At 75.3% G+C, this 23,491-nt stretch carries 22 protein-coding genes; 16 read left to right on the top strand and 6 right to left on the bottom strand.

Translation table 11 applies throughout. The annotated features are described in order from the left end of the window. Positions 1-68: 68 nt before the first annotated feature. The 4 genes from dapF (at position 69) to PGB27_RS02385 (ending at position 4,625) form a co-directional block, all read left to right on the top strand. Positions 69-932 (top strand): diaminopimelate epimerase, encoded by an 864-nt coding sequence (gene dapF, locus PGB27_RS02400; RefSeq protein WP_274198989.1) that lies wholly within the window; start codon positions 69-71, stop codon positions 930-932. Between the two features lie 60 nt (positions 933-992). Beyond that, entirely contained in the window at positions 993-2,573 is a 1,581-nt protein-coding gene (gene hflX / locus PGB27_RS02395) for a GTPase HflX (RefSeq protein ID WP_274198731.1), read from the top strand. A 38-nt stretch (positions 2,574-2,611) separates the two neighbouring features. Continuing rightward, positions 2,612-3,610 (top strand): hypothetical protein, encoded by a 999-nt coding sequence (locus PGB27_RS02390; protein WP_274198730.1) that lies wholly within the window; start codon positions 2,612-2,614, stop codon positions 3,608-3,610. 103 nt (positions 3,611-3,713) lie between these two features. Continuing rightward, positions 3,714-4,625, top strand: a complete 912-nt coding sequence (locus PGB27_RS02385) for a LysR family transcriptional regulator (protein ID WP_274198729.1) — start codon at positions 3,714-3,716, stop codon at positions 4,623-4,625. A 292-nt stretch (positions 4,626-4,917) separates the two neighbouring features. On the opposite strand, the gene PGB27_RS02380 is transcribed toward PGB27_RS02385, so the two are convergent. From PGB27_RS02380 to lexA, 3 genes are all read right to left on the bottom strand, one after another. Beyond that, the gene (locus PGB27_RS02380; RefSeq protein ID WP_274198728.1) at positions 4,918-6,093 is read right to left on the bottom strand and encodes an MFS transporter; all 1,176 of its coding nucleotides are present in this window, start codon (positions 6,091-6,093) and stop codon (positions 4,918-4,920) included. Further along, positions 6,090-6,791 carry a FadR/GntR family transcriptional regulator gene (locus PGB27_RS02375; RefSeq protein WP_274198727.1) on the bottom strand — a complete coding sequence of 234 codons (702 nt, stop codon included), beginning with the start codon at positions 6,789-6,791 and terminating at the stop codon, positions 6,090-6,092. The genes PGB27_RS02380 and PGB27_RS02375 overlap by 4 nt, the downstream gene beginning before the upstream one ends. A 91-nt stretch (positions 6,792-6,882) precedes the next feature. Continuing rightward, on the bottom strand, positions 6,883-7,647 hold the full coding sequence (gene lexA / locus PGB27_RS02370; protein WP_274198726.1) for a transcriptional repressor LexA: 765 nt from the start codon (positions 7,645-7,647) through the stop codon (positions 6,883-6,885). A gap of 218 nt (positions 7,648-7,865) precedes the next feature. Here lexA and PGB27_RS02365 point away from each other — a divergent pair, with 218 nt between their 5' ends. The 3 genes from PGB27_RS02365 to PGB27_RS02355 all read left to right on the top strand — a co-directional run bounded on the left by PGB27_RS02365 (position 7,866) and on the right by PGB27_RS02355 (position 12,428). Further along, a complete protein-coding gene (locus PGB27_RS02365; RefSeq protein WP_274198725.1) occupies positions 7,866-8,486 on the top strand; it encodes a hypothetical protein in 621 nt (206 codons plus the stop codon). A 455-nt stretch (positions 8,487-8,941) separates the two neighbouring features. Further along, positions 8,942-9,484 carry a transcriptional regulator NrdR gene (gene nrdR / locus PGB27_RS02360; protein ID WP_274198724.1) on the top strand — a complete coding sequence of 181 codons (543 nt, stop codon included), beginning with the start codon at positions 8,942-8,944 and terminating at the stop codon, positions 9,482-9,484. An 82-nt stretch (positions 9,485-9,566) separates the two neighbouring features. Next, entirely contained in the window at positions 9,567-12,428 is a 2,862-nt protein-coding gene (locus PGB27_RS02355) for a vitamin B12-dependent ribonucleotide reductase (RefSeq protein ID WP_274198723.1), read from the top strand. Positions 12,429-12,567: 139 nt separating this feature from the next. On the opposite strand, the gene PGB27_RS02350 is transcribed toward PGB27_RS02355, so the two are convergent. Beyond that, a complete protein-coding gene (locus tag PGB27_RS02350) occupies positions 12,568-13,359 on the bottom strand; it encodes an endonuclease/exonuclease/phosphatase family protein (protein WP_274198722.1) in 792 nt (263 codons plus the stop codon). A gap of 52 nt (positions 13,360-13,411) precedes the next feature. On the opposite strand from PGB27_RS02350, the gene PGB27_RS02345 reads away from it, so the two are divergent. From PGB27_RS02345 to PGB27_RS02315, 7 genes are all read left to right on the top strand, one after another. Then, positions 13,412-14,026: a nucleotidyltransferase gene (locus PGB27_RS02345; protein ID WP_274198721.1), complete on the top strand. Its 615-nt coding sequence runs from the start codon at positions 13,412-13,414 to the stop codon at positions 14,024-14,026. 20 nt (positions 14,027-14,046) lie between these two features. Continuing rightward, on the top strand, positions 14,047-14,817 hold the full coding sequence (locus tag PGB27_RS02340; RefSeq protein WP_408629989.1) for a HipA family kinase: 771 nt from the start codon (positions 14,047-14,049) through the stop codon (positions 14,815-14,817). Then, positions 14,814-15,197, top strand: a complete 384-nt coding sequence (locus PGB27_RS02335; RefSeq protein ID WP_274198719.1) for a DUF3037 domain-containing protein — start codon at positions 14,814-14,816, stop codon at positions 15,195-15,197. Before PGB27_RS02340 ends, PGB27_RS02335 begins: the two co-directional genes overlap by 4 nt. Positions 15,198-15,313: 116 nt before the next feature. Next, positions 15,314-17,701, top strand: coding sequence for a phosphoenolpyruvate synthase (gene ppsA / locus PGB27_RS02330; RefSeq protein ID WP_274198718.1), 2,388 nt, complete (start codon positions 15,314-15,316; stop codon positions 17,699-17,701). A gap of 99 nt (positions 17,702-17,800) precedes the next feature. Beyond that, positions 17,801-18,814 (top strand): esterase-like activity of phytase family protein, encoded by a 1,014-nt coding sequence (locus PGB27_RS02325; protein ID WP_274198717.1) that lies wholly within the window; start codon positions 17,801-17,803, stop codon positions 18,812-18,814. Between the two features lie 70 nt (positions 18,815-18,884). Beyond that, positions 18,885-19,784 (top strand): patatin-like phospholipase family protein, encoded by a 900-nt coding sequence (locus PGB27_RS02320; RefSeq protein WP_274198716.1) that lies wholly within the window; start codon positions 18,885-18,887, stop codon positions 19,782-19,784. After that, on the top strand, positions 19,781-21,025 hold the full coding sequence (locus PGB27_RS02315; RefSeq protein ID WP_274198715.1) for a CynX/NimT family MFS transporter: 1,245 nt from the start codon (positions 19,781-19,783) through the stop codon (positions 21,023-21,025). Before PGB27_RS02320 ends, PGB27_RS02315 begins: the two co-directional genes overlap by 4 nt. Here the strand turns inward: PGB27_RS02315 and PGB27_RS02310 are convergent. Continuing rightward, positions 20,976-21,689: an alpha/beta fold hydrolase gene (locus PGB27_RS02310; protein WP_274198714.1), complete on the bottom strand. Its 714-nt coding sequence runs from the start codon at positions 21,687-21,689 to the stop codon at positions 20,976-20,978. The two genes, PGB27_RS02315 and PGB27_RS02310, sit on opposite strands and share 50 nt — an antisense overlap. Positions 21,690-21,733: 44 nt before the next feature. Continuing rightward, positions 21,734-22,486 (bottom strand): TetR/AcrR family transcriptional regulator C-terminal domain-containing protein, encoded by a 753-nt coding sequence (locus tag PGB27_RS02305; protein WP_274198713.1) that lies wholly within the window; start codon positions 22,484-22,486, stop codon positions 21,734-21,736. A 59-nt stretch (positions 22,487-22,545) separates the two neighbouring features. Between PGB27_RS02305 and PGB27_RS02300 the strand changes: the two genes are divergently transcribed. Together PGB27_RS02300 and PGB27_RS02295 are read left to right on the top strand one after the other, a co-directional pair. Further along, a complete protein-coding gene (locus PGB27_RS02300; RefSeq protein WP_274198712.1) occupies positions 22,546-22,944 on the top strand; it encodes a VOC family protein in 399 nt (132 codons plus the stop codon). Between the two features lie 21 nt (positions 22,945-22,965). Further along, a complete protein-coding gene (locus tag PGB27_RS02295) occupies positions 22,966-23,454 on the top strand; it encodes a GNAT family N-acetyltransferase (protein WP_274198711.1) in 489 nt (162 codons plus the stop codon). Positions 23,455-23,491: the final 37 nt, after the last annotated feature.

Genomic DNA, 23,491 nt, shown 5'->3' with positions numbered 1-23,491 from the left:
TTGCAGTCTCTGCACATTTGCGGAACGGGAAGTTGTGCAGCTCACGCAGAGAAGTGGCCGTCGCTAGGCTGGGCGGCGTGGAGTTCGTCAAGGGGCACGGCACCGAGAACGACTTCGTCGTGCTCCCCGACCCCGACGGCCTGATCGACCTCGACGGCGACGACGGCCGGCTCGTGCGCGCGGTCTGCCACCGCCGGCGGGGGATCGGGGCCGACGGGGTGCTGCGCGTGGTGCGCACCGACGGGCCGGTCGCCGCCGCGGCCGGGGTGGCGGGCGGCGAGGCGACCTGGTTCATGGACTACCGCAACGCCGACGGCTCGCTCGCCGAGATGTGCGGCAACGGCATCCGGGTCTTCGCGCGCTACCTCGTCGAGGCCGGCCTCGTCGCCCCCGGCGCCCACCCCGTGGCCACGCGGGCCGGGACGCGCCGGGTGACCGTCGACCACACCGGCCCCGTCACCGTCGACATGGGCCCCGCCGAGCTGGGGCCGTACTCCACGACGGTCGTCGGTGGGGCGGGCGGCGTCGAGCTGGACGGCGTGGCCGTCGACGTCGGCAACCCGCACCTGGCCTGCGTGGCGCCGCCGTCGGTCGCCCTCGACACCCTCGACCTGGCCCGGCCGCCCGCCTACGACGCCTCGCTCTTCCCGCGCGGGGTCAACGTCGAGGTGCTGACGCCGCTGGTCGACGGGGCGGTGCGGCTGCGGGTGCACGAGCGCGGGTCCGGCGAGACGCGCTCCTGCGGCACGGGCACCGTCGCCGGCGCCGTCGCGGCCCTCCACGCCGCGGGGCGGGGCACCGGCACCGTCACCGTGGACACCCCCGGCGGCACCCTGCTCGTGGGCGTCGACGCGGCCTCGACCACCCTCACCGGGCCCGCCGAGCTCGTGGCGCGCGGGACGTGGGGCGTGCCGGTCGCGCTGGGTGTCTGAGCCCGCCCGGCGCGGTGAGGTGGTTTTCGCGTTGCTGCTCGTGGAACCATGGACGGTGACATGACAGAACCCGCACCGCAGGACCCCCGCACGCCGACGACCCGTGTCCCGACGGGCCGTCGCGACCGCAGCAGCGACATCCGGCTCGACGTCCCTCTCGATCCCCTCGATCCCGCCGCGGACGAGCGGCGCGACGAGCCCACCGGCGGCGCGCTCGACCTCGAGGAGCGCACGTCCCTGCGGCGCGTCCCGGGGCTCACCGGCTCGTCGACCGAGCTCACCGACGTCACCGAGGTCGAGTACCGCCAGCTGCGCCTCGAGCGGGTCGTGCTCATCGGCGTGTGGACCGAGGGCACCGCGCGCGAGGCCGACGCCTCGCTCGTCGAGCTGGCCCGCCTCGCCGAGACCGCGGGTTCCGAGGTGCTCGACGGCCTCATCCAGCGCCGCCAGACGCCCGACCCCGGCACGTTCGTCGGCTCGGGCAAGGTGGCCGAGCTGCGCGAGACCGTCCAGGCCACCGGCGCCGACACGGTCATCTGCGACGGCGAGCTCTCGCCCGGCCAGCTGCGCAACCTGGAGGAGAAGCTCAAGGTCAAGGTGGTCGACCGGACCGCGCTGATCCTCGACATCTTCGCCCAGCACGCGAGCTCGCGGGAGGGCAAGGCGCAGGTCGAGCTGGCCCAGCTGCGCTACTTCCTCCCCCGCCTGCGCGGATGGGGCGAGTCGCTGTCCCGGCAGGGCGGTGGCGCCGGCGGTGGTGGCGGCGCGGGCGGCGGCGGCGTCGGCACCCGCGGTCCCGGTGAGACCAAGCTCGAGACCGACCGGCGGCGCATCCACCGGCGCATCGCCAAGCTGCGCCGCGAGATCGAGGGGATGTCGACGGTCCGCGACACCAAGCGCGGGCGGCGGCAGCGTCGCGCCGTGCCGTCGGTCGCGATCGCCGGCTACACCAACGCCGGGAAGTCGAGCCTGCTCAACGCGATCACCGACGCCGGGGTGCTGGTCCAGGACGCGCTGTTCGCGACCCTCGACCCGACGACCCGGCGCTGGGAGACCGACGACGGTCGCGAGGTCACGCTGACCGACACCGTCGGCTTCGTGCGCCACCTGCCCCACCAGCTCGTCGACGCCTTCCGCTCGACGCTGGAGGAGGTCGCCGACGCCGACCTGCTGCTCCACGTCGTCGACGGCTCCGACCCGTCGGCGCAGGACCAGATCGCCGCGGTCCGCCAGGTCATCGGCGAGGTCTCGGGAGACGGAGCGCAGCGGAGCTCGACCCGGAACGGCGACTCGCCGGCGCCGCCGGAGCTGCTGGTCGTCAACAAGGTCGACGCCGCCGAGCCGATGGCGCTGGCCGAGCTGCGCGGGGCCCTGCCCGGCGCGGTGTTCGTCTCGGCGCGCACCGGCGAGGGGCTCGGCCGGCTGCGGGCGCGCCTCGCCGAGGAGCTGCCGCACCCCGACGTCGAGCTCGAGGTCGTGCTGCCCTACACCGAGGGCGCACTGGTCGCGCGTGCCCACTCCGACGGGGAGGTGCTGGCCGAGCGCCACACCGCCGAGGGCACGGTGCTGCACGCACGGGTGGACGAGGAGCTCGCGGCCGCCCTGCGCGCGGCTGCGGTCGACCCCGCGCGCGTGCCCTGAGCGGGCCCGGGCGGCTCGCGCTCGTCCTGCTGGTCGTCGTGGGTTCGCTGGTGCCGACCGTGGCGTGGGCCGACCCGCAGGTCCGCTGCACCCTGTCCGATCGGCGGCTGGCGGAGGCGTCGGGACTGGTCGCGGGCCCGTCGGGCGGCTACGAGGTCGTCAACGACAGTGGCAACCCGAGCACGGTGTCCGTGCTCGACGACGACTGCGCGGTGGTCGGGGAGACCGAGGTGTCCGCGCAGGGCCGCGACGTCGAGGACCTCGCGCGCGGCGACGACGGCACGTTGTGGCTCGCGGACGTCGGGGACAACGGACGCCGGCGGGCGACGGTGGCGATGCTGCGGGTGGGGCCCGACGGCACGACCGTCACCCGCCTGACCTACCCCGACGGCGCGCACGACGCCGAGTCGCTGCTGCTGCCCGCCGACGACCGCCCGGTGATCGTCACCAAGGACCTCGGCGGGCGCAGCGGCGTCTACGTCGCCGCAGAGCCGGCGGGCGGCGGGGGCACGGGGAGGCTGCAGCGGGCCGGCGAGGTCGTCGTGCCCGGCGAGGCGATCACGACGCTGGGCTCGGGCAGCTACACCGGCGGGGCGATCTCCGCCGACGGCCGGGTCGTGGCGCTGCGGACCTACGCCGACGCCTGGCTCTACCCGGCGCCCGGCGGGACCGCGACGGCCGAGGACGTCGTGGCCGCGCTGCGCGGGACGCCGGTGCGCGTGCCGCTGCCGGGCGAGGTGCAGGGCGAGGCGATCGCGTTCGCGCCGGACGGGACGCTGCTGACGACGGGGGAGACGCCGTCGGGGCAGCCGGCGGCGCCGCTGCACGCGGTGCCGGACGCGGTGGCGCTGGTGGGGGACGCGCCGGCGCCGGCGTCCGGCTCGGGTGCTGCTCCGGCGTCCGCCGAGCCACGGGCGGCGGAGACCACCGTGCCCGAGCCCCTGCGCAGCATCGGCGTCGTCGTCGCCGTGGCGCTGGGCGCGGGCCTGCTCGTGGGCGTCGTGACGCTGGTCCGGCGGCGCCAGGGCCCGGGGTAGGTGCAGCGAACGCGCTGTTCGCTGCTTCTATGCGCGCGAACTCCCCGTTCGCTCCCGCGTCCGCGCACCTTCCTGCCTGCGTCGCGGCCGTAGGCTCCTCGCCGTGCGGTACGACCTGCTCGACCTGCGCCTGTTCCGGGCGGTGGTCGCCGAGGGCTCGATCACGGCCGGAGCGGCCCGCCTGCACCTCAGCCTGCCGTCGGCGAGCGCGCGGGTCCGGGCGCTCGAGCACCACGCGGGCGTCGACCTGCTGGTCCGCGGCCGCCGCGGGGTGCGCCCGACCCCGGCCGGCCAGGCGCTCGCGCGCCACGCGGACGCCGTGCTCGACGAGCTGGACCGCCTCGAGGGCGCGGTCGCGGGCTACCGGCGGCCGGCGGGCACCCCGCTGACCCTGCTCGCGGGGAGCTCGCCGATGCGCCATCTGGTGCCACGCGCGCTCGTGTCGTTCCTGAGCGCGCACCCCGACGTCGACGTGGTCGCCCGCCAGCGGCGCAGCGCCGACACCGTGCGCCTGCTCGCCGACGGGCAGGCCGACCTCGGCGTGGTCACCATCGACGCCCGGGACGCCCCGCCACCGGCCACGGACCACCTCGCCGACGACTCCCTCGTCGTCGTCGGACCGGCGGGAGGCGCCCCGGCCGATCGCCCGGCGATGAGCTTCGCCGAGGTCGCCGAGCACCCGCTGGTCGGGCTCGAGCCCGACGCGCCGCTCGCCCGGACCCTCGAGGCGAACCTCGGCGAGCACGCGCCGGTCGGCCGCTATCGGGGACGCGCCGTCGACCTCGACACGGTCGTCGACCTGGCCGAGGCGGGGGTCGGACTCGCCGTCGTGCCGCGACGCGTCGTCGATCCGGCGCGGGGACTCGCCGTGTGCGAGCTCGCCGAGCCGTTCGCCCGGCGCACCCTCGTCCTGCGCCGCGGTGCCCGCCCCGGCCCCGGCGTCGAGGACCTCGCCGAGCACCTGCGCCGCGCCGCCCGCGACGCCACCGATCGGGCAGCCTCTGCCCCTGCCTGAGGCTGCCTTCCGGGATCGCGCATGGCGCGGGGGTCCGCCGGTCACCAGGCTCGGGGCATGGAGCACCACCCCACCGCCGCACTCCACCGCGTCCTGTCCCTGCTGCTCGTGCCGCTGGTGCTGGGCGCGGGGGTGGCGGCCGCGCACGGCGGGGCGGAGCGGGTCTGGGGGCTGTCCGTGCTGCTGGCGGTGCTGCTGACCGGGGCCGTCGTGCTCGTGCGAGGCCTGCGCGACCTGGTGCGCGAGGGGCGGGCGCGCCGCCCGGACGCAGCGAACGGGTGGTTCGCTGCCTCTACGCGTCCGAACGCCCCGGTCGCTCCGGCTCCTCGCTCTCCGGCCGGTCGGTCAGGGGCAGGGTGAGCAGGGCCGCGAGCGCCGGGCCGGCGATGAGGACCGCGAGGGCCGGGGTGGTGCCCTGGTGGTCGGCGAAGGCCCCGAGCACCGGGGACGCCAGCCCGCCCGCGCTGACCGCGAGCCCCAGCGTCACGGACGCGGCGAGCCCGAGGTGCCCTGGCAGGTAGGCCTGGCCGAGCGTGGTGTGCACCGGCACCGGGACGCCGAGCGCGGCCCCGAGCAGGCCGGTCGCCGCGAGCGCGAGCCCCGGCGACGGTGCGAGCAGCGTCGCGGCGAGCAGGGGGACGGCCGCGACGTACGACCCGCGCAGGACCGCCGTGCGCCCCCACCGCCGCGTGAGGGCGCTGCTCGCGACGGTCGCGACGGCCCCGGCGCCCGTGAAGATCCCGAGGGTGACGGCCGCGAGCCCCGGCCCGAAGCCGAAGCGCATCGTCAGGTGCACCGCGAGGAAGGCGCTCAGGCCGTAGAAGGCGACGGACCGGGTGACGACGACGCCGGTCAGCCACCCGAAGCGTCGCCAGTCGTCGTGGCCGGCGGCGGCCGTCGGGGCGCCGGCGCCGCCCGTCGCGGCGGGCCCGGGGCGGCGCCGGGGGAGGAGCCCGACCAGCGCGGCCGCCGCGGCGGGCAGCGCGAGCAGCGGCGTCGCCGCGAGGCCCAGCCCGCCGACCACGGCCCCGACCGCGGCGGGCCCGGCGGCGAACCCGGCCAGCCCGCCGACGGTGAACCACCCCATCCCGCGGTCGCCGGTGCCGGTCAGGTGCACCGCGCGCGCCGCCTCCGGGTGGTAGGCGGCGACCCCGAGCCCGGAGAGCAGGACCGCCGACCACGTCGCGATGTACGAGTCCACGAGCCCGACCGCGCCGACCCCGGCCGCGGCGAGCAGCATGCCCACGATGCGCAGGTGGGGCACGCGCCGTCGGTCCGCGAGCAGCCCGAACAGCGGCTGCGCGACCGACGACAGCACGGTCGCCGCGAGCACGATGCCGCCCGCCCGGGTGAGGTCCCAGCCGCGGACCGCGACGAGCGCCGGGACCAGCGCCGGCACCGCGCCCTGGTAGAGGTCGTCCACCCCGTGCTCGACGGCGAGGCCCATCGCCCGGCGGCGAGCCGTCACGGGCGGTCCTCCCCGAGCAGGCTCCGCAGCTCCTGCTCGCACGCGTCGAGGTAGCCGCGGGTCGCCGCGGCGGCGGCCTCAGGGTCCTGCCGGGCGATCGCGGAGACGAGCGCGTCGTGCTCGCGGGCGGTGTCGACGCCCGACCCGGGGTCGCTGCTCTGCTGGGTGAAGGTGTCGTGGACTCCCTCGGCGAGCGCGTCGAACACCCGCCCCAGCACCGGGTTGTGGGTCGCGGCGACGACGGCGCGGTGCAGCGCCAGATCGGCCTCGGCCCACTCGCCGATCGCCCCGCAGGTGCGCGCCTTCCGGCGGTTGGCGGCGGCGGCCTCGATCACCACGAGGTCGTCGTCGGTGCGGCGCAGCGCGGCCAGCCGGGCGGCCTCGATCTCCGGACCGCGCCGCGCCTCGTAGACGTCCCGCGCCGCGCTGCGCGCCGGCCGCAGGGCCCAGGCGTCGTCCGACCGGCCGGATCGGGGGGTGGCGACGAACGTCCCGCGTCCCTGCGCGACCTCGAGCAGACCGCGGTGCGCCAGGGCCTGCACGGCCTCGCGCACCGTCGAGCGACCGACCTCCAGCTCGGCGGCGAGGTCGGTCACGGCGGGCAGGCGGTGGCCCGGCGGCCAGTCGCCGCGCGCGATCGGCGCGCTCAGCGCGTCGATCACCTGCTCCACGAGCCCGCCCCGCCGTACCGGCCGCAACCGCTCCTCCTCAGGTCACCTGATGACCTGAACGCTAGGTCGCTCCCCACCACGGGGCAAGGCACCGTGGCGCAGGCGACCCGCGCGGGCGCTACAGGCGGCGCAGGACCGCGACGACCTTGCCCAGCACCGTCGCGTCCTCGCCGGGGATGGGCTCGTAGTCGACGTTGTGGGGCAGGAGCCAGATCCGCCCGTCCTTGCGCTTGAACGTCTTCACCGTGGCCTCGCCGTCGATCATCGCCGCGACGATCTCGCCGTTGTCGGCGACGGGCTGCTGGCGCACGACCACCCAGTCGCCGTCGGTGATGGCCGCGTCGACCATCGAGTCGCCGGCGACGCGTAGCAGGAACAGCGATCCCTCGCCGACCAGCTCGCGCGGCAGCGGGAAGACCTCCTCCACGGCCTGCTCCGCGAGGATCGGCCCACCGGCCGCGATCCGGCCGACGACCGGCACGAAGGTCGGGGCGGGCCGGTCCGCGCGGATCTCCTCGGTGTGGTCCGGCGCCTCGGCGCCGCCCCCGCCGTCGAGCTCCTCGGGCAGCCGCACGTCGAGCGCGCGCGGCCGGTTGGGGTCGCGGCGCAGGTAGCCCTTCTTCTCGAGCGTGCGCATCTGGTGGGCCACCGAGGACGTCGAGGTGAGCCCGACCGCGTCGCCGATCTCGCGCACGCTCGGCGGATAGCCGTTGCGCTCGACGTGGTCGCGGATGACCTCGAGCACCTTGCGCTGCCGCGGCGTGAGCCCGGGCGACGCGTCGGCGTCGGCCGGCTCCGGGAACGGGTGGACCCGGGCGGCGACGACGGCGTCGGTCGCCACCGGCTCCTCGGGGCCGTCCGGCCCCTGGGGCGTGCGTGCCATCGCCGTGTCCTTTCCGACGTCGTCCCGCGGCGTCCGAGGGGGATCGCCGCGCCCGCCGGGGTGGCGGGGGGTTCGGCGGCGAAGTTAGCGCCGAGCACCGACGGGATCAAACACGTGTTCGAACGACACGCCGGTCGATCCGTCGACGTTGTCGGGGGTCGATGCTAGACATCGCACACGCGTTCGATCGAACGCGTGTGCGAGTCGAGGAGGTCGACATGTCCGTGGGGACGACCGGTCCGCTGGGCCGCTGCGACGTCGAGGTGCCGGGTACGGGCGAGGGTGCCGGCGGGATCGTGGGTGCCGGGGGGTCGGCCCCGTCCGCGGTCCTGCCGGTGCGTCCCGCCGCCCGTCCCTCCGGGCGTCCGCTGCCCGCGGGCTCGCGCCCCGCCCGTCCCGCCGGTCTCGACGAGGTCCGCGGCCCCGTCCGCCCCTCCGGGCGGCGCAGCCCCGCCGCGCTGCCCCCGGTGCGCCCCCGGGTCGCAGGCGGGGGTGCGGCCCCCCGCCTCGAGGTCGCGCCCGCGGTCGCGCCCGCGGTGCTGCGTCGTCGCCGCGTCGCCGCCGTGGTCGTGCTCGGCGTCCTGCTCGGGGTGCTGGTCGGGGTGCTCGCCGGCCTCGTCGTCCCGTCCACCGCCCCCGGCGCCCCCGCCGCACCCGTGCCCGCGGGGACGACGGTGGCCGTCGTCGGAGCGGGGGAGTCGCTCACCGACGTCGCGGCCCGCGTCGCCCCCGGGGCCGACACGGACGGGGTCGTCGCCCGCATCCGCGAGCTCAACGGGATGGAGGGCGCGTCGTCCCTGGCGCCCGGTCGGCCGCTCGTGGTGCCGGCAGCGGGCTGAGCCCGCGACGGTCCACCACCTCTCCTCCCGGCTGTACCTCGGCCGTGTCGCGGGCCGCCACCCACTCGGGCACCGCCCGCCCCCCGTTCCCCACCGAGGGCCCGCCCGTCCGGACGTGACGGCCGCTCGGCGCCCCGGTGTCCGGGCACCGTCCCGGGAGTTGCATCGCGAGTCCGCGCGTCGCTACCGTCCCACCCCAACATCTAGTGGTTACACTGGTGTAGTTAGTCCACAGCTTGTGCACACCGGTGAGGGGCTCTCCACAGGGTCCTCCACCGCACGACGGTGGTGCTCCACCGGCGGAGGCGCCCGATCCACGGACCGGGCCCGGTGATCCCCAGGTCCGTCCCCAGGGGCGGCGGGGCCCGGGCGGCGATCCCCAGGGTCGGGCGGTGATCCCCAGGGGATGGGGACAACTCGGCCGGCGGACGACGACGAGGGAGGGGGAGTCCGACATGCGGTGCCCGTTCTGTCGGCACGCCGATTCCCGCGTCGTCGACTCCCGCGAGGCGGACGAGGGGCAGGCGATCCGGCGACGCCGGTCGTGCTCGTCGTGCGGCAAGCGCTTCACCACCGTCGAGGAGCCCGTGCTCGCCGTGCTCAAGCGCAGCGGGGTCACCGAGCCGTTCAGCCGCGACAAGGTCGTGCGCGGTGTGGCCCGGGCCTGCCAGGGCCGTCCGGTCGACCCCGATGCGCTGGCCCAGCTGGCGCACCGCGTCGAGGAGACGATCCGGGCCGCGGGCACCGCCGAGGTGCCCAGCCAGGAGGTCGGCATGGCCATCCTGGGGCCGCTGCGCGAGCTCGACGAGGTCGCCTACCTGCGGTTCGCCAGCGTCTACCGCAACTTCTCGTCGGTGGCGGACTTCGAGGCCGAGATCGCCGATCTGCGCAGCTCGCGGGAGGGCCCTCAGGGCCGTCCCGAGGGCACTGTCGGGGGTCGGGGCGACACTGCGGGGGCGACGACGACGGACGCCGCGGGAGCACGGGCCGGGGACTGACGGTCGGGGAATCACAACGACGGCCCGGAGCGTGGGGAAGCGCCGCCGGCTCGTCGGAAGAGACGAACAAGGGATGACACCGATGACGGAGACCGTCGGCACCACGTCCGGGGAGTCGGACACCGCCGCGCCGCGGCGGGGCCTGACCATCGAGCGTGTGCACACCACCCCCGGCGTCCACCCGTACGACGAGGTCGTGTGGGAACGCCGTGACGTGGTGATGACGAACTGGCGCGACGGCTCGGTCAACTTCGAGCAGCGGGGCGTCGAGTTCCCGCAGTCGTGGTCGGTGAACGCGGTCAACATCGTCACCAGCAAGTACTTCCGCGGCGCGCTGGGCACCGAGACGCGCGAGTCGAGCCTGCGCCAGCTCATCGACCGCGTGGTGCGCACCTACACCGAGGCCGGCACGCAGCACGGGTACTTCGCCACGCCCGCGGACGCGGAGCTGTTCTCCCACGAGCTGACGTGGATGCTGCTGCACCAGTACTTCAGCTTCAACTCGCCGGTGTGGTTCAACGTCGGCACGAGCTCGCCGCAGCAGGTCAGCGCCTGCTTCATCCTGTCGGTCGACGACACGATGGAGTCGATCCTCAACTGGTACCGCGAGGAGGGGCTGATCTTCAAGGGCGGCTCCGGCGCCGGCCTCAACCTCTCGCGCATCCGCTCGTCGAAGGAGCTGCTGTCCTCCGGCGGCACGGCCTCGGGCCCGGTGTCGTTCATGCGCGGCGCCGACGCGTCGGCCGGCACCATCAAGTCCGGCGGGGCCACGCGCCGCGCCGCGAAGATGGTCGTGCTCGACGTCGACCACCCGGACGTCGCCGACTTCGTCGCCACCAAGCGCGACGAGGAGCGCAAGATCCGCGTGCTGCGCGACGCCGGGTTCGACATGGACCTCGGCGGCTCCGACATCACGTCGGTCCAGTACCAGAACGCCAACAACTCGGTCCGGGTCTCCGACGAGTTCATGCGCGCGGTGCAGTCGGGCGGCGAGTTCGGGCTGCGGGCCCGCACGACGGGCGAGGTCGTCGACACCGTCGACGCCAAGAAGCTCTTCCGCAGCATGGCCGAGGCTGCATGGGAGTGCGCCGACCCGGGCCTGCAGTACGACGACACGATCAACGACTGGCACACCTCGCCGGAGTCCGGACGCATCACCGCGTCCAACCCGTGCTCGGAGTACCTGCACCTGGACAACTCCAGCTGCAACCTTGCGTCGCTGAACCTCATGAAGTTCCTCGACGACGACAACACCTTCCGCGTCGACGACTTCGTGCGCTCGGTCGAGCTGGTCATCACCGCGATGGACATCTCGATCTGCTTCGCCGACTTCCCCACCGAGTCGATCGGCGAGACCACCCGCGCCTTCCGCCAGCTCGGCATCGGCTACGCCAACCTCGGCGCGCTGCTCATGGCCACCGGCCGGGCGTACGACTCCGAGGGCGGGCGCGCGCTGGCGGCGTCGATCACCTCGCTGATGACCGGCACGGCCTACCGCCGCTCCGCTGAGCTCGCCGGGGCGGTCGCGCCGTACGACGGCTACGCCCGCAACGCGGACGCGCACCGCCGGGTCATGCGCAAGCACGCCGCCGCGAACGACGCGATCCGCACGCTGCACCGCGAGGACGCCCGCATCCGCGACGCGGCCACCGAGCAGTGGCAGACCGGGCTCGAGGTCGGTGCCCGCGACGGCTGGCGCAACGCCCAGGCCAGCGTGCTCGCCCCCACCGGGACCATCGGCTTCATGATGGACTGCGACACCACCGGGGTGGAGCCGGACTTCTCGCTGGTCAAGTTCAAGAAGCTGGTCGGCGGCGGCTCGATGCAGATCGTCAACCAGACCATCCCGCGCGCCCTCGACGTGCTCGGCTACCAGGCCGAGCAGAGCGAGGCGATCGTCGAGTACATCGCCGAGCACGGCCACGTCATCGACGCCCCGGGCCTGCGCCCCGAGCACTACGAGGTGTTCGACTGCGCGATGGGCCAGCGCTCGATCGCGCCGATGGGCCACGTGCGGATGATGGCCGCGGTCCAGCCGTTCATCTCCGGCGCCATCTCCAAGACGGTCAACATGCCCGAGCAGGCCACCGTCGAGGACGTCGAGGAGATCTACTTCGAGTCCTGGAAGCTGGGGCTCAAGGCGCTCGCGATCTACCGCGACAACTGCAAGGTCGGCCAGCCGCTGTCCACGGGCAAGGCGAGCGGCGCCACCGCCGAGTCGACCACCGGCAAGGAGGTGGCCGCGGCCGACCCGCGCCCCGTGCGCAAGCGGCTGCCGAAGAAGCGCCCGAGCGAGACGGTGTCGTTCACCGTGGCCGGCGCCGAGGGCTACATGACGGCGGGCTCGTACCCCGACGACGGCCTCGGCGAGATCTTCGTCAAGATGTCGAAGCAGGGCTCGACCCTCGCCGGCGTCATGGACGCGTTCTCGATGGCCATCTCGATCGCGCTGCAGTACGGCGTGCCGCTGGAGACCTACGTCTCCAAGTTCGTCAACATGCGCTTCGAGCCGGCGGGCATGACCGACGACCCCGACGTCCGGATGGCCACGAGCGTCGTCGACTACCTGTTCCGCCGGATCGCGCTCGACCACCTGCCCTACGAGAAGCGCGCCCAGCTGGGCATCTTCTCGGCGGACGAGCGCTCGGCCCAGGTCGCGGCCACCGACTACGGCACCGGGGCGCCCGCCGCGCCGGCGGCCCCGGCCGCCGAGCCGGTCGACGTCGAGTCGCTGCGCACCTCGGTGGACGTCACGCCCACCGATGACGGGCCCAAGGACCGTCGCAAGGCCGATGTCTCCGTCGGCAGCTCCACCGAGCTGCTCGAGCTGCAGCAGGGCAAGGCGGCCGACGCGCCCCTCTGCCTGACCTGCGGCACGAAGATGCGGCCCGCCGGGTCCTGCTACGTCTGCGAGGGCTGCGGCTCGACCAGCGGCTGCAGCTAGTCCGGCCACGGCCGGTCCGGTTCAGCCGGCCCGGCTGCACACCCACCCCACCGGTCCGCTCCCCGGCCCCGCCCGGGGCGCCCGGCGTCACCCGCGACGCCGGGCGCCCCGGGCGCCGCGCTCGACCCGGCACGCCCGCTCACTCCGTCGGGACCACCGTCGCGGACAGCGCGCGGTGGTCGGACAGCGGCGGGTGGTGCACCTGCGGTGCGGAGGCGACGACGCCGCGCCCGAGCACGTGGTCGATCTGGCGCTGCGGGGCGTCGGCCGGGAACGTCAGCCCCGCGACGAGGCCGGGCAGCCCGCTGCCGAGGTGGGCGCGGCGGGCGCCGAGGTTGAGGTCCCCGGTGACGACCAGCGGGTCGTCGTCGCGCAGGGCGTGCACGAGGTGGCGCAGCTGGACGAGGTTCCAGCCGGGGATGAACGACAGGTGGGTGGTCACGACGGTCACCGGGCCGTGCGGGCCGACGACACGGGCGGCGAGCGCGGTGCGGGGCTCGTCGCGCACCAGCACCGGGCGCCGCGGGCTGCCGAGCAGCAGCGGGACCCGGCGCGGCAGGCGGGGCAGGGGCAGCACGCGCCAGTCGACCACCGGCAGTCGCGACACCAGCGCGATCCCGTACGCCGGTGCCGTCCCCGGCGGCGGCTGGGTGCCGCCCTCGGTCGTCCCGCCCACCGGGTCCGGCGCCGGCGCCCACTCGCCGGGTGTGCCGTGCAGGGTCGGCGCGAAGCGGTGCTCGACGGCGCCCATCGCGTCGGCCGCGACCGCCGCCAGGTCCGCCCCGTCCGAGCGTGGCTGGGCGCGGTCGACCTCCTGCAGCCCGAGGACGTCGACGTCGAGCTCGTCGACGGCCTTCGCGAATCCCTCCACGTCGGCCGGGCCGGTGGCCGTCGCGGCGCCGTGCAGCACGTTCCAGGTCCCCAGTCGCACGAGCCCCAGGGTGCCCGGTTCGCTGACGATCTCCCCGGGTAACGCTCTCGAGGTGAACGGACCCCACGGCGATCCCGCTCACGCCCCCGACGGCGTCGGCCGCCGCGAGGCGCTCAAGCGCGTGGCGGTCGCCCTGCGCGCGGGCGGGGTCGGCTTCGCGCTCGCGGGCGGTTACGCGGGCTGGGCGCTGGGTGGGCCCGAGCCCGAGAACGACGTCGACTTCGTCGTCGCCGAGGCCGACGCGGAGCGCGCGGCGGAGGTCCTGGCCGCGGCGGGGCTGGACGTCCGGCACCCGCCCGAGGACTGGCTGTTCAAGGTCTACAGCGACGGCGCGCTGGTCGACGTCCTGTTCCGCCTCGCCGGTGAGTCGGTCGACGAAGAGCTGCTCGCCCGGGCGCACGAGCAGGAGGTGCTCTCGGTGGCGATGCCCGTCGTCGACGCCACCGACCTGATCATCGGCAAGCTCGCCGCGCTCAACGAGCACGCCTGCGACCTCGCCAAGGTCCTGCCCACGGCGCGCGCCCTGCGCGAGAAGATCGACTGGTCGCGGGCGGAGAACGCCACGGCGTGGAACGACATCGCCGTCGCGTGCCTGTTCCTGCTGCGTCGCATCGGGGTGGCGCCGCAGGTCGAGCACGGCACCCCCGCCGGCCCCCCGGACCGCTGAGCGCGGCGAGGCCCGGCACGATGGCGCCCGTGGACGGTGGCGGGGCGGGGCTGCAGCGGGTCGTCGCCACCCGGTACGTCACCCCGCTGCGCGAGGGCGGCTCGCTGCCGGGGCTGGTCGAGGCGGACGACCTCGGCACCTACGTCGCCAAGTTCGTCGGCGCCGGGCAGGGCGCGAAGGCGTTGGTCGCCGAGGTGATCGCGGGCGAGCTCGCCCGTCGCCTGGGGCTGCGGGTGCCCGAGCTGGTGGTGCTCGACCTCGACCCCGTGATCGCCCGCGCCGAGCCCGACTGGGAGGTCCAGGAGCTGCTCGCGCGCAGCGGCGGCGAGAACCTCGGCATGGACTTCCTGCCCGGCGCCATCGGCTTCGACCCGGTGGCCCACACGGTGGGCGCGCTCGAGGCGTCGTGCGTGCTGTGGTTCGACGCGTTCGTCGAGAACGTCGACCGGTCGTGGCGCAACCCGAACCTGCTGCGCTGGCACCGCGACCTCTGGCTCATCGACCACGGCGCCTGCCTCTACTTCCACCACTCCTGGGCCCGCGCCGACGCCGTCGTCGCGCGGCCCTACGACGCGGGCGACCACGTGCTCGCCCCGGCGGCGACGGCGCGGGCGGAGGCCGACGCCGAGCTCGCCGGGCGGGTCGACCGGGCCCTGCTCAGCGACGTCGTGGCCCGGGTGCCCGACGGCTGGCTGGACGAGCCGGGCACCGCACCCGAGGCCCGGCGCGAGGCCTACGTCGAGCACCTCCTGGCGCGGCTCGACGCCCGCGAGGCGTGGGTGCCGCGATGAGCGAGCGCGACACCTTCGAGTACGCCCTGCTGCGCGTGGTGCCCGACATCGAGCGCGGCGAGCTGGTCAACGTCGGCGTGCTGCTCTACTGCCGCCACCGCGAGCACCTCGCGGCCCGCACCGACCTCGACCCGGACCGCGTGCGCGCCCTCGCCCCGCACGCCGACCTCGACGCCGTGCGCGACGCCGTCGCCGCGTGGGAGCGGGCGGTGCGGGGCGAGGGCCCGGCGGCGGTGCTCTCCGCCGGCGAGCGCTTCCGGTGGCTGACCGCGCCGCGCAGCACCGTCCTGCAGCCCGGGCCCGTGCACACCGGGCTGACCGCGGATCCCGAGGCCGAGATCGACCGGCTGGCGGCCCGGCTGGTGCGCGCGCCGTCCTGAATCGTTCCGCCGTTTTCCGCAGTGCCGCCACGGGGGACTCCGCCCGGTGCTCGGCCGCGCGCCACTCGTCCCGGGGAGGGACGTGGGGCGCGCGGCCCACGACGGAGGAGGACGCGGTGGCCGACGAGGTGCGCTGGCTGGAGACGGTGGGATCCGGTGACGTCGAGGAGGTGGGCGGGAAGAACGCCTCGCTCGGCGAGATGATCGGGAACCTCGCCGGGCGCGGCATCCGGGTCCCGGGCGGCTTCGCGACGACGGCGACGGCCTACCGCACGTTCCTCGCGCACAACCACCTCGACGAGAAGATCGCCGGCATCCTCGGCGAGCTCGCCGACGGCTCCCGGGAGCTCGCCGACGCCGGCGCGGCCGTCCGTGACCTGTTCGCGCAGTCGGAGTTCCCGGAGGCGACCGCGGAGGCGATCCGGTCGGCGTACGCGGAGCTGGGGGAGCGCTACGAGACGACCGACGTCGACGTCGCGGTGCGCAGCAGCGCGACCGCCGAGGACCTGCCCGACGCGAGCTTCGCGGGCCAGCAGGACACCTACCTCAACATCACCGGCGCCGACGCCCTGCTCGCGGCCTGCCGCGACTGCTACGCCTCGCTGTTCACCGACCGCGCGATCAGCTACCGCGTCGAGCAGGGCTTCGAGCACACCGACGTGGCGCTCTCGATCGGCATCCAGAAGATGGTGCGCTCCGACCTCGGCTCCGCCGGGGTCATGTTCACGATCGACTCCGACACCGGCTTCCCCGACACCGCGATCATCAACGCCGCCTGGGGTCTCGGCGAGAACGTCGTGGGCGGCGAGGTCACTCCCGACCAGTACACGGTCTACAAGCCGTTCCTCGACCGCGAGGAGCTCGTCCCGATCCTCGCGAAGACGATCGGGGCCAAGGAGCGCAAGCTCGTCTACACCGACGCCGGCCCCGACTCTGAGCCGACCGAGAACGTCGAGACCACCGACGAGGAGCGCCGCGCGACGGTCCTGACCGACGACGAGATCCTCGCGCTCGCCCGCTGGGGCAGCGTCATCGAGGCGCACTACGAACGTCCCATGGACGTCGAGTGGGCCAAGGACGGCCGCAGCGGCGACCTGTTCGTCGTGCAGGCGCGCCCCGAGACCGTGCAGTCGCGCGCCGGCGCCGGGACGCTCTCCACCTTCAGCCTCACCGAGACCGGCGAGGTGATCCTGTCCGGGCTCGCGATCGGGCAGGCGATCGCGGCCGGCGAGGTGCAGGTCATCGCGTCCGCCGACGACGTCGACCGGTTCGAGGACGGCAAGGTCCTGGTCACCGAGATGACCGACCCGGACTGGGTGCCGATCATGCGCCGCGCCGCCGCGATCGTCACCGACCGCGGCGGGCGCACCTCGCACGCCGCGATCGTCAGCCGCGAGCTCGGCGTGCCGGCGATCGTCGGGTCCGGCAACGCCACCGAGCTGCTCACCGACGGCCGCGAGGTGACGATCTCCTGCGTCGAGGGCGACGAGGGGCACGTCTACGAGGGGTTGCTCGCCTACGAGGAGCGCGAGCTCGACCTCGAGTCGGTGCCGCAGCCGACGACGCGCGTGATGATGAACATCGGCAGCCCCGCGGCGGCCATGCAGTGGTGGCGCCTGCCCGCGCACGGCATCGGCCTGGCGCGCATGGAGTACCTGGTCAACAACGTCATCCAGGCCCACCCGCTGGCGCTGCTGCACCTCGACGAGGTCGAGGACGCGGACGCAAGGGCGCAGATCGAGGAGCTCACCGCCGGCTGGGAGGACAAGGGCGAGTACTTCGTCGACCACCTCGCCCGCGGGGTCGCGACGATCGCCGCCTCGCAGTACCCGGAGCCCGTCGTCGTGCGGCTGTCGGACTTCAAGACCAACGAGTACGCCGGTCTGCTCGGCGGGACGCAGTTCGAGCCCGACGAGGAGAACCCGATGCTCGGGTGGCGCGGGGCGTCGCGCTACTACAGCGACGAGTACAAGGAGGCGTTCGCGCTCGAGTGCCGGGCGCTGCAGCGCGTGCGCACCGAGATGGGCTTCACCAACGTCGTCGTCATGGTCCCGTTCTGCCGCACGCCCGAGGAGGCCGACCGGGTCCTCGAGACCATGGCCGGCTACGGGCTCGAGCGCGGCCGCGACGACCTGCAGGTCTACGTCATGGCCGAGATCCCGTCGAACGTGCTGCAGGCCGACGAGTTCGCCGACCGCTTCGACGGCTTCTCCATCGGCTCCAACGACCTCACCCAGCTCACCCTCGGCATCGGCCGCGACGACGACCGGCTCTCGCACCTGTTCGACGAGCGCAGCCCGGCGGTCAAGAAGATGATCACGATGCTGATCGAGGCGGCCCACGCCAAGGACCGCTACGTCGGCATCTGCGGCCAGGGCCCCAGCGACCACCCCGACCTCGCCGAGTTCCTCGTCGAGCAGGGCATCGACTCGATGTCGCTGAACCCCGACAGCGTGCTTACGGTGATCGAGCGGGTCGCCGAGGCCGAGTCGCGCCGCGGCTGAGGGGTGTCAGCGAAGTGCCTTTGCAGACGCTCAGCGTCCGTATCGGTACTTCGATCACCGCGACGCACGCCGTTCACCTCGGTGCGGCACGGTGTCGGGGTGGCGCGGGCAGTGGCGACGGCGGTCCTGCTGGCGGTCCTGCTGGCGGTGCTCGCCGCGTGCGGCGCCCCGCCGGCCGGCCCGACGTCGGCGAGCGTCGCACCTCAGCCGTGCTCGCCGAGCGTCGCGATCACCGGCTTCTCCGACGTCCTCGACGGCCGGGAGTACGGCGCCCGGCGCACGTGGTCGGTCGCCGGCCTGTCCGGGCTCGGCGTCGATCGCGACGGCGCCCTGCTGGCGTTGGGCGACCGCTCGGTGCTGTTCACCCTCGACCCGCGCACGCGCGAGCCGACGGGTGTGACGCCCCTGGCCGACGAGGACGGTGCCGCCCTCGACACCGAGGGGCTCGCGGTCGACGCCGACGGGACGCGGCTGGTCGCCACCGAGCGCGCACCCGCGGTGCACCGCTACGACCGCGACGGCCGGCTCCTGGGACGCCTCGACGTGCCGGCGGGCCTGGCCGACCGCGCGGCGGGCAACGCGAGCCTCGAGGGCGTCGCGGTGCTCGCCCCCGGCGGCCCGGTCGTCGCCGCGATGGAGGGCCCGCTCGACGGTGACGACCCGGCGGTACGGCGCATCGTGACGTGGCCGGGCCCGCAGTGGGCGTACCTCCCCGACCCCGGCCTCGACGTCGCCGAGCTCGCCGCCACCGGCGACGGGCGCCTGCTCGTCGTCGAGCGCTCCTACACACGCGGCGTCGGCAACACCGTGCACCTCGCGCTCGCCGACCCGCGCGGCGCCGCCGACGTCACCGGGACGCCGGAGCTGCCGCCCACCGGCGGGCCGGCGCCGATCGCCCGCGCCCTGCTCGCGGACCTCGGCGCGTGCCCGGACCTCGGCGCCACCGCCGCGCAGGCGCAGCCGAACCCGCTGCTCGACAACGTCGAGGGCATGACGGTGCTCGGACGCACGCCCGACGGCGCGCTGCGGGTCCTGCTCGTCAGCGACGACAACCAGGATCCGGAGCAGACGACCCGGCTCTACGACCTCCTGGTGCGCCTGCCACCCACGTGACCCGGTCGAACGGAGTGCGATCCGTGACATCGCGCGTGCGGAGCGTGCCGCGGAGGTGGAAGGTGGCGCCGTGACCGCCGACGCTCGCACCCGTCCGACCCGTGCCCTCGTCCTCGGCGGCGGAGGTCTCGCCGGCATCGCGTGGGAGGTGGGGGTGCTCGTCGGTCTGGCCGAGGGCGGCGTCGACCTCGGCCTCGCGGACCGCGTGGTCGGCACCTCCGCCGGCTCCGTCGTCGGCACGCTCCTGACCACCGGTGTGGACCTCGCCGCCGTGCATGAGGAGCACCTCGCCGGCGCGTCGGCCACCACGGGTCCGCCCGCGAACCTGGACATGGAGGCCCTCGGCGCCGAGCTCGCCGCGGCGATGGCCGGCGCTCGCGACGCCGGGGAGATGCGGGCCCGGCTCGGGGCCTGGGCGCTGGCCGCGGACACGCCGCCGGAGGCCGAGCGGCTCGAGGTCATCGACGCCCGCCTGCCGATCAAGGAGTGGCCGGCGACCGACCTGCGCATCACCGCGGTCGACGCGCAGTCCGGTGACCTCGCGGTCTTCACCCGGGACGCCCGCGTCCGCCTCGTCGACGCGGTGGCCGCGAGCTGCGCGGTGCCCGGCGTGTGGCCGCCGATGACGGTCGGCAAGTGGCGCTACATGGACGGCGGCGTCGCGTCGGTGGTGCACGTGGCGCGCGCCGACGACGACGGCTTCGAGATCACCGGGCCGGCCGACCGGCTGCTCGTCGTCGCCCCGCTCGACCCGCCGGCGGGCGGCCCGTTCCGGTCGGTGACCCAGGAGATCGAGCACCGCCAGGAGCAGCACCCGGAGACCACCGCGGTCGCGATCCTCGCCGACGAGACCGCGGTCGCGGCGTTCGGCACCAACGTGCTCGACCCGGCCACCATGCCGGCGTCGGCGAAGGCCGGCCGGGAGCAGGGCCGCGCTCGCGCCGCCGAGGTCGCGCGGTCCTGGGCATGAGTGCCCCGACCACCACCGCGACGGCGGTGCGCCGCGGCGGCGCCCTCGCCGCGTTCGCGGTGCTGCTGCTCGCGGCCAACCTGCGCCCGCCGGTGGTCGGCGTCGCGCCGCTGGTCGACCAGGCCAGGGACGCGCTCGGGGTCTCCAGCGGCATCGCCGGGCTGCTGACCAGCCTGCCGGTGCTCTGCTTCGGTCTCCTCGCGCCGGTCGCGCCGCGCCTGGCCCGCCGCTGGGGCCTCGAGCGGCTGCTCGTCGCGGCGCTGGTGGTGCTCGCGGCCGGGATCGCGCTGCGGCTGGTCTCCTCGCTGGCCGTCATCCTCGTCGGCAGCGTGCTCGTCGGCACGGCGATCGCGGTCGGCAACGTCTCCCTGCCGACGCTGGTCAAGCGCGACTTCCCGCACCGCACGGGCGCGATGACCGGCGCGTACTCCATGGTGCTCACCGGCGGGGGCGCGGTGGCGGCGGCGCTGACGGTGCCGCTGCAGCGGGTCACCGGCCTGGACTGGAGCGCCACCCTCGGGCTGTGGGGGCTCCTGACGGTCGCGACGCTGGTCGTCTGGCTGCCGCGGGCGCGCCGGCGCACGGTGCCCCCGCCGCCGCCGCGGGAGGGCCCGACGCTGCGCAGCGCGCTGCTGCGCGACCCGCTCGCGTGGCAGGTCACGCTCTTCATGGGGCTGCAGTCGCTGCAGTTCTACGCGATGTCGGCCTGGATCCCGACGATCTTCGTCGACGCCGGGCGCACCCCGGCCGAGGGCGGCTTCCTGCTCTCGCTCGCCGGGTTCGTCGGGCTGGTGTTCTCGGCGACGGCGCCGTCGTTCGCGATGCGCCGCCCGTCGCAGAGCCTCGTCGTGACCACGACGTGCCTGTTCTACGTCGCCGGCTACGTCGGGCTGCTCCTCGCGCCCGACACGCTGGCGGTGCTGTGGATGGTGCTGCTCGGGATCGCGCAGGGCTCGAACATCGCCCTCGGGCTGCTGCTCATCACCCTGCGCTCGCCCGACACCGAGCACACCGCCGAGCTCTCGGCGATGGCCCAGGGCGTCGGGTACACGCTCGCCGCGCTCGGGCCGTTCGCCCTCGGCGCGCTGCACGACGCCACCGGGGGCTGGACGGTGCCGCTGGTCGTGATGCTGGTGCTCGTCGCGCCGCTGATCGCCGTGGGGTGGGGCGCCGGGCGCGATCGGCACGTGCTCACCCCAGCAGGGCCAGGAGCACCCGCGCCGTCCCCTCCGGGTCGGTGACCATCGCGTCGTGGCCGGTGTCGAGGACCTCGACGCCGCGCCACGACGCGTCCCCGCGGGCGGCGTCGGCGAAGCCCGCGAAGACGTCGAACCCGGGCTTGTCCGTGCAGTGGACGTACCAACGGGGAAGCGCCGGGACCGGCTCGTCGGGCAGCGGGTCGTCGGGGCCGCGACGGGGCTGGGGCGTCAGGCGGGGGCCCACCCAGGCCCGCAGGCGCTCGTCGCGGATGGCCCAGCCGTCCATCGCGACCTCCGGGTCCAGCACGATCCGGTCCGCCGCGTCGACGTGGCGGAGGAAGAAGGCGCGGCGCTCCGGGGGCAGCAGGTCGTGGAGGGACCTCCCGGGCTCCGGGACGAACGCGTCGAGGTAGACCAGGCCCGCGAGCCGCTCCGGGGCGCGCTGCGCGACGCCGGTGATGACCACGCCGCTCGAGCTGTGCCCGACGAGCAGGACGTCGTGGAGGTCCTCCATGTGCAGCGTCGCGACGACGTCCTGGACGTGCGTCCCCAGCCCGACGTGCGGCCCGTGGAGGTGCGCGCGGTCCCCGACGCCGGTCAGCGTCGGCGTGTGCACCTCGTGGCCGGCGGCCCGCAGCCGCGCGGCGACCGGACGCCACACCCAGCCGCCGTGCCACCCGCCGTGGAGCAGGACCGCCACCGCCATCGGCCCATGGAAGCGCTGCCAGCAGGTCTGCGCCAAGGAGCCGTTCAGTCGATGAGCGCCGCGAGGCCGTCGAGCACCCGGGCGAGGCCGAAGCGCCAGGCGCGGTCGGGGTCGCGGGCGGAGTCCTGCGCCGCGCCGGCCGCGGCCCCCACCCGGACCGCGCGGGGGTAGCGCTCGGGGTCGAGCACCCGCTCGAGCACCGGGGCGCGGGCGGCCCACCAGGCGGCGCCGTCGCCGTCCCCGGCCGACTGCTGCTCGACCAGCGCGGCCGCCCGCGTGACGTCGAGCAGGAACGTCAGGGCGGCGTCGCGGTCGACGTCGTCGAGGTCCGCGAGCTCGGCGAGCTCGTCGAACGCGGCCAGCTCGTGCTCGTACTTCGCCGTCTCGCCGGGCCCGAGCACCGGCCGGCCCGGGTCGACGCGCGCGGCCCAGGGGTGGGCGCGGTGGAGCGCGCGGTTCTCCTCGGCGACCGCGGTGAGCCGTTCGCGCCAGGGCCGGCCCGTGGTGTCCCGTCGGGGCATGGCGGCGTAGGCGGCGTCGACGACGAGGTCGGCGAGCTCCTCGCGCCCGGGCACGTAGGTGTAGAGCGTCATCGGGGCGACGCCCAGCTCCCGGGCGAGCGCCCGGACGCCCAGGGTCGCGAGCCCGTCGGGCCCGCCGGCGTCGGCGAGGGCGGTGGCGCGGGCGACGACGTCGTCGAGGTCGAGACCGCGTCGCGGTCCCCGGGCGCCGCCGACGGGCTCGACCCGCCACAGCAGCGCGAGCGTGCGCGCGGGGTCGGGGGCCACGGCGGCCATCGTGGCACATCGTCTCCGTACGGCGTACGTTGTACAGCGTACGGAGAGAGGGGTACCCCATGGAGATCACCGCGTCCGCGGTCTCGCTCAACGTCGCCGACCCGGCGGCCTCGGCGGCCTTCCTCGTCGAGCACTTCGGGTTCACCGAGACGATGGCCGCCGACGGCTTCGCGTCGCTGCAGCGCGAGGACGCCGGGATGTCGGTCGTGTTCCTGCGGACGGGCCTGGAGTCCCTGCCTGCCGACCAGCGCGACGAGCACGCCGCCGGACTGATCCTCGCGTTCGTCGTCGACGACCTGGAGGGCGAGCTGGCGCGCCTCGAGCGCGAGGGCGTGACGATCACGATGCCGCTGACCCCCGAGCCCTGGGGCGAGCGCGCGTTCCAGGTGCGCGACCCGAACCGAGTGATCGTGCAGCTCGTGGACTGGGAGGGCGAGGTGGCTCCCGAGTACCGCTGATCGGGTCGGCAGGATGGGGGCGTGGAGATCGTCCTGACGGCCGTGCGCCCCGACTCGCCCGACGGGCTCACCGCCCTGCGCGCCTACGCCGGCGAGCTCGCCCGCCGGTGGCCGGACAAGGCGCCCGAGCCGCAGTGGTCCGAGGAGCTCATCGCCGACGACCCGCTGGCGCTCACCCCGCCCTCGGGGATCTTCGTCGTCGCCAAGCAGGGCGAGCGGGTGGTGGCGTGCGGGGGCCTGCGGTTCGAGGGCGCCGACGTCCCGCCCGGCGCGGGGGAGATCAAGCGGATGTGGGTCGACCCGGACGTCCGGGGCCAGGGCCTGGGGAAGCGGCTGCTCGTGCACCTGACCGACCTGGCCCGGGAGGCCGGGCTGCGCCGGCTGGTGCTCGACACCGCCGACGACCTGCTCGAGGCCCGCGCGCTCTACGCCCGCGAGGGGTTCGTCGAGACCGAGCCCTACAACGCCAACCCCTACGCCCACCACTGGTACAGCCGGGACCTGTGGTGAGCCCTGTGTGAGCACTTTCCACGGCTATAGCCGTGGA

This window comes from Actinomycetospora lemnae (genome assembly GCF_028737315.1).
GTDB classification, from domain to species: Bacteria; Actinomycetota; Actinomycetes; order Mycobacteriales; family Pseudonocardiaceae; genus Actinomycetospora; species Actinomycetospora lemnae.
The sequence above is the reverse complement of the archived record's forward strand: the minus strand, read 5'-3'. Positions and strand labels throughout refer to the sequence as shown.